Annotated in this window: 6 protein-coding genes; 1 reads left to right on the forward strand and 5 read right to left on the reverse strand. The window is 30.3% G+C overall.

Features of this window, described 5'->3' with window-relative positions; all coding sequences use genetic code 11:
* From FMM58_RS01125 to argC, 5 genes are all read right to left on the reverse strand, one after another.
* Positions 1-1107: cache domain-containing protein (locus FMM58_RS01125; RefSeq protein WP_190317916.1), on the reverse strand; the 1107-nt coding region annotated here is incomplete at its 3' end.
* Positions 1108-1506: 399 nt separating this feature from the next.
* Positions 1507-2691: an aspartate aminotransferase family protein gene (locus FMM58_RS01130; RefSeq protein ID WP_150180302.1), complete on the reverse strand. Its 1185-nt coding sequence runs from the start codon at positions 2689-2691 to the stop codon at positions 1507-1509.
* Positions 2691-3542: an acetylglutamate kinase gene (gene argB / locus FMM58_RS01135; protein ID WP_150139446.1), complete on the reverse strand. Its 852-nt coding sequence runs from the start codon at positions 3540-3542 to the stop codon at positions 2691-2693. The genes FMM58_RS01130 and argB overlap by 1 nt, the downstream gene beginning before the upstream one ends.
* A gap of 9 nt (positions 3543-3551) precedes the next feature.
* Positions 3552-3998: a GNAT family N-acetyltransferase gene (locus tag FMM58_RS01140; protein ID WP_150139448.1), complete on the reverse strand. Its 447-nt coding sequence runs from the start codon at positions 3996-3998 to the stop codon at positions 3552-3554.
* Between the two features lie 9 nt (positions 3999-4007).
* Positions 4008-5042, reverse strand: coding sequence for an N-acetyl-gamma-glutamyl-phosphate reductase (gene argC, locus FMM58_RS01145; RefSeq protein ID WP_150139450.1), 1035 nt, complete (start codon positions 5040-5042; stop codon positions 4008-4010).
* Between the two features lie 220 nt (positions 5043-5262).
* Between argC and FMM58_RS01150 the strand changes: the two genes are divergently transcribed.
* A partial coding sequence (locus tag FMM58_RS01150; protein WP_150180303.1) for a cache domain-containing protein occupies positions 5263-6369 on the forward strand: 1107 nt, incomplete at its 3' end.

The following is a 6369-nucleotide window of genomic DNA, read 5'->3' on the forward strand; positions in this document are numbered from 1 at the left end:
AACATTTTCATTTATAAGCTCTCCAATAGCCCCTAATTCATCTTTAGCCTTTATTTTAATAGGATGAATGGTAACATTTTCATGATTTAAAAATTTAAAAAAAGTATTTAAAGAGGTTACTAAAATAGGAAGTCTCCAACCTACTATCTTATTGATAATATAATAAATCAATAAGATAGCAATAACTAGCATAACAACTGATACACCAACGGTGTAAAAAAGGTCTGAATTTGTTTTATCTGTGTAATCTTTAATCTTAGCAGCACTTACCACAGTCCAGCCAAAAGGAAATTGCTTATAAAAGCCAAGTCTTTCAAAGCCATTAGTATCGATGTATATAAATTCGCCCTCTTTTTTTGTTTTTAATTCTTCAAGCAGTTTAATTTCTTGAGGATATAAATTCGTATTTTCTACGATTTTTGGGTCCTTGTGAGAAAAAATTCTACCTGTATCATCTGTTAAATAAATATCTAAGCTAGGAAGTATATGGGTTTCAAAATTTTCAAAACGTTTTTGAAAGTCATGTACGAAAATATCCACACCTAAAACACCTATAAATTTTCCATTTTTTATTAAGGGCATAGTCACCGTTGAAAGCAATTTACCAGCATGAATTCCACTTTTTGAAGTATAAACTGAGGTTGTAATACCTGTATTTTTTTGCTTAGTTTTTACATACCAATCCCTTTGTCTCCAATCATCCCCTGGAGTATTATTAAAATTTGGAGATAGATAAGTATTTGGCTTATTTTCATCATAATCTTGCAAGATAACAGCCCCGTCATCTTCATACACTATATATAAAGCTGGATACTTAATCAAATCAGAAGCTTTAAATAAAACCTCTCTTTGACCAACCACATTGTATTTATCAAGCTTTTCAAGTTCTTTAACTATAGCCTTTAAATGTTGATTAGCTTCTATGTTCATTGTGATATTAATCGTAGTAAATGAAGCTACAAGTGCTTCTTGCTGAATCGTTTTAAACAAAGACCTAATCTCATTAGCAGTTAGTTTATAGTTAAAAATCGTAACTACACCTAACACAAATACCATAATAAGTAAAATAAAACAAGAAAGTTTTTTACCGATTGATAGTGAGCTCATTGACAATCCTTAAAATAAATTAAAACTTCACATTATATTATAATAAACTTAAATAATAATTTAATTATAAATAATAAAAATTAAATTTATTATTTTAAGATAATTATAACTATATAAGTGATATTTACCATAACTTAAAACAGCATATATTACGTTACTAAGCTAAATATGACTTTGTAGTGAAATTTTATAATTTATAGCTAATAAGCTTTTTATTACTTTTTTATAGGAATGAAAGTTTAAGTTTTATTACCAATTTATTTAAAAATTTCCTTACTAAAACCTTCTATTGTGGTAAACTTATCTCTATATCAAAAGTATTAAAATTTATTTAGTTTGAGTTTTGTTTCTAGGATATAAGTTTTAAGATAGACGTGTTTTTAAATTTAGCTTATAAACTCACTCAACTTCCCTTAAAACAGCTTCTAAAATTTCACTCATTTTATTAATGTGTTCTTCTTTGCTAATAAGTGGTGGTAAAAAGCGAAGGTCATTTTGTCCACATTTTAAAAGCAAAAGTCCTTTTTCTTGGCACTTGCTTAAAATATCTGAAACATTTACCCTATTATCAAAGCTTAATCCTTGCATAAAGCCCAAACCCTGTCTGCTTTTAATAAAGCTAAATTTAGCCTTTAAGCTATCTAGTTTATTTTCTAAAATAGGAGTTAGAACTTGTACATTTTTAAGTATGTTTTCACTTGAAAATATATCAAACACAGCATTTATAGCAGCACAAGCTAGCGGATTTCCTCCATAAGTGCTTCCATGGTCGCCTAACATTAAAGAATCCTTGCTAAGCCTTTCATTTAAAACAAAGGCCCCAACACTTAGCCCACAGCCTAAAGCCTTTGCACTTGCAAGAATATCAGGTCTTATATCAGCATACTCAAAGGCAAAAAATTTCCCACTTCGCCCCATTCCACATTGAATTTCATCGGCTATTAATACTAAATCTTTTTTATCGCAAAGCTTTCTTAAATCTTGATAGAATTCTTTTTGAGCCACTCTTATGCCACCTTCGCCTTGAACGCTTTCTAAGATTATGGCACAAGTTTTTTTGCTAAGTAATTTTTTAACGCTTTTTATATCATTAAATTTAGCAAATTTCACACCCTTAATAAGTGGCTTAAATGGCTTTTTGTAAGCCTTTGTGGCTGTTAAGCTTAAGGCCCCAAGGGTTCTTCCATGAAAGGAATTTTCAAAGGCTATAAATTCCCCACCCTTAATGGCCTTATTATAAGCATATCTTCTAGCTGCCTTCATAGCCCCTTCAATGGCTTCTGTGCCTGAATTTGTAAAAAACACACTTTTAAGACCACTTGCTTTGGCTAAATTTGTAGCTGCCATTGCTATATTTTCGTGATAATAAAGATTGCTTGTATGGATTAACTTATCAATTTGTGATTTTAAGGCATTATTAAAATAAATATTATTGTAGCCAAGCCCACAAACGCCTATTCCACTTGAAAAATCTAAATATTTTTTGTCGTTTTCATCAAACAAATAAACCCCATCGCCTCTTTTTAAAACAATTTGAAATTTCTTATAAGTGCCTATTAAGTGGCTTTCATCTTTGTAATTCATTATTGTCCTTCTTGTACTACTAAGGTGCCAATGCCCTCATCTGTAAAAATTTCAAGCAACAAACCATGTTTTACGCGTCCATCTAAGATATGTACGCGTCTAACCCCATTTTCACAAGCATCTATGCAAGAGTTTAATTTTACTAGCATCCCACCTTGAATTTTATTAATTAATTCCCTTGCCTTTTTAGTGCCAATACGAGAAATTAAAGAATTTTTATCGCTATAATCTTCATAAAGTCCTTCAATATCGCTTAAAAATGCAAGTTTTTCAGCCTTTAAAGCCTTAGCAACCTCGCAGGCTACATCATCAGCATTAATATTATAAGTATTTAAATTATCATCCATTCCCAAAGGTGCAATTATAGGTAAAAAATCTTTTTCTAAAAGTTCTTTTAAAATTTGGATATTTACACTTTCAATCTTTCCTACAAAGCCTAAATTTTCATCCTTTTTAACGCATTTTAAAAGCCCTCCATCCTTGCCACAAATGCCTATTGCTTTTACGCCAAGATATTCTAAGTTTTGTACTAGTCCTTTATTTATGCGATTTAATACCATTTCAGCAATGGCAGTTGTTTCATCATCACTTATCCTAAGTCCATTTTTAAATTCACTTTTTATGCCAAGTTTTGAGCATAAATTTGATATATCCTTACCTCCACCATGGACAATCACGGGCTTTAAGCCAACTAGCTTTAAAAGGGCTATATCTTGCATAACGCAACGTTTTAAGTCCTCATTTTCCATAGCAGATCCACCATATTTAATTAAAATAATCTTAGAATTAAATTTTCTTATATAAGGCAGGGCCTGTATTAAAACACTAGCTTTTTCTAAATATTTTTCCATAATCTAGCCTTAATGATTGAAATTTGTTTGATTATTTTCATTTAAGGACCAATCATAATAATTTGCATCCTCTCTTAAAGTAAAACCATAATGCTTCCAAAATTCATTCCCTAAGTCATTGCTTTTAAAGGCAATAAGAGCAATTTTATTAATATTTTCTTCTTTCAAGGCATTTAGACAAAATCTAGTCATTGCGTGTGCTATTCCTTTTTTTCTATGATTTGGATGAACACAAACATGGTAAAAACCACCCGTTCTTCCATCATGCCCACAAAGAATAGAACCTATTATTTGCCTGTTTTCTTCGGCCACCACGCTTAAATTTGGGTTTCTGTCTAAAAAACGACTTATGTTTTCTTTGCTATCATCAATACTTCTAAGCCCAAATCCCTTAATCTCGCACCAAAGCTTATAAACTCCATCATAATCATCTTTTTGCATAGGTCTAATATCCATTGTTTGTCCTTATAAATTTGCTAAATTATCAAGCCCCTCGCATTCATCAAAGCCATACATTAAATTCATATTTTGAACAGCCTGTCCTGAAGCACCTTTAATTAAATTATCAAGCGTACCAACTACTAAAACTTTTTTAGTCCTTTTGTCTATACAAAAATTTATATCCACAAAATTCGTATTTTTAACCCACCTAGTTTGAGGCCAAATTTTACTTGGCAAAATTCTAATAAAGGGCTTATTTTTATAATGCTTTTCATAAATTTTTCTTAGTTTTTCTTCGCTTAAATCAGTCTTTAAATTTGCATAGCAAGTAGCTAGAATTCCTCTTTGCATAGGCACAAGGTGAGGACTAAATTGCAAAGTTAATTTTGTCTTAGCAGCCTTGCTTAAATGTTCTTCAATCTCTGGGGTATGCCTATGAGAAGTAAGGGCGTAGGCTTTGAAATTTTCATTTACCTCGCAAAATAAATTGTCTATCTTGGCACCCTTACCTGCCCCGCTTACTCCACTTTTTGCATCAATTATAATAGAATTTAAATCTATTAAATTTTCTTTTATCAAAGGATACAAACTTAAAATAGAACAAGTCGTGTAACAACCCGGATTTGCTATAAATTTAGCCTTTTTAATATCCCTTTCATATAGTTCACAAAGCCCATAAACTGCTTGTTTTAAAAGCTTTAAATTCTTATGTTCAAAGCCATACCAAAGCTTATAATCTAAACTTTCTTTAAGCCTATAATCAGCACTTAAATCTATAATTTTTATTTTTTTAAGCAAATTTTCATTTAAAATTGAAGCTGTAAAATTATGAGGTGTTGCACAAAATAAAAGTTCGATTTTTTCAGCTACTCTTTCTAAATTTTCATTTTCAAAGCTTAAATTTAGGGGCGTATTTGGACAAAGTGAAGCGTAATTTTCTCCTACATTATTTTGTGAGCCTATGTAAGTGATTTCTACATTTTTATGACGCAATAAAAGGCGAATAAGTTCATTTCCAACATATCCACTAGCACCCAAAACTCCAACCCTTAATTTCATTGCCTATCCTTAAAATTTTATGAAATTTTAAAAAAAATTTTATTTTAGTATGTTTAAAAACAAAAAAAGCTTAAATGCATAAAAAAATTATATTTTTTCACAAAATTAATCAGTCTTAAATCAAGTTAAAAACATTTGATAAATGTTGTTATCTTGTTTTTTTGAGTTAATTTAGCTATACTTAGAATTTAACAAGTATTTATATTTTAAGGATTAAGACATGAATATTGTAACAAGTATTAAAAACAAACTAATTATAGTAGTTATAGCCCTAGTAATTATCTGTATTACCGCTATATCTGGTTTTTCGTATTATCAAAGCAAAAAAGCAATGTTTGACCTAGGAGGTCAATCAGAATCTGACACGCTTTCAGCGGCCTTAACTACGATAAGTAGCTTTGATTCAAGTAATATAGCTTTAGTTGAAAAAATTTACAATCACATCAGTAAAAATGCAAATTCAACTTATGCTTTAAAGGAATTTACAAAGAATATGTTAAAGCCTTATAAAGATGGCTCTCATGCCTTTGGCGTATATTTAGGCTTTGAAAATGGTGCCTTTATAGGTTCTGATAGTCTTTCAGAAAAAGATGGGGTAAATTATTATGAAGAAGGACCTGGCACAAACAATAACACAGGTTATGATGCTAGGAATGAAGAATGGTTTAAGGGTGCGTTAAATACAAAAGGTGTTTACAAAACTAAGGTTTATCAAGACTCAGATACAAAAGTGCCTGTTATTACTTATTCAAAGGCTATTTATAATAATAATAAATTAATAGCAGTTTTAGGCGTGGATATGACCTTGAGTGATTTACAAAATGAGTTTAATGAAATAGGTCAATTGGTAAGAGGTGGTAGAATATTTGTCTTTGATGAAGATAAAATCACCTTTTTATCAACAGATGCAAGCTTAATTTTTAATGATAATCCAAATATTCCTATGCTAACTAAAGCAAGAGAAGAACATGGAAATTTAGTGCCTTTTTATTATAGAAGGGCAAATGGTACACAAAGAATGGGCGTTTGTGGCTTTTTAGGAAATTCTACTTCTATGGGCTGTTTAACCCGCTCCCTTGATAGCTTTGAAGGACCTATAAATAAAATAGCCTTTGAAAATACTATAATATCTTTAATTATGCTTATAATTGTAGGTATTGCTATTTACATGATGACAAATTATGTATTAAAGCCTTTACAACACATTAAACAAGGCTTACTTAGCTTTTTTGATTATTTAAATTATAAGTCAAATTCTGCAAATACTATAAATGTACATTCCAAAGATGAATTAGGAGAAATTGCACACGCCATTAACGAAAACATA

This window comes from Campylobacter sp. LR291e (genome assembly GCF_008633915.1).
Classification (GTDB): Bacteria; Campylobacterota; Campylobacteria; order Campylobacterales; family Campylobacteraceae; genus Campylobacter_D.

Excerpts from the sequence above, each read along its gene's own strand:
- FMM58_RS01130 (WP_150180302.1), bottom strand. The coding sequence starts at position 2,691 with ATGAATTACAAAGATGAAAGCCACTTAATAGGCACTTATAAGAAATTT.
- argB (WP_150139446.1), bottom strand. The coding sequence starts at position 3,542 with ATGGAAAAATATTTAGAAAAAGCTAGTGTTTTAATACAGGCCCTGCCT.
- FMM58_RS01140 (WP_150139448.1), bottom strand. The coding sequence starts at position 3,998 with ATGGATATTAGACCTATGCAAAAAGATGATTATGATGGAGTTTATAAG.
- argC (WP_150139450.1), bottom strand. The coding sequence starts at position 5,042 with ATGAAATTAAGGGTTGGAGTTTTGGGTGCTAGTGGATATGTTGGAAAT.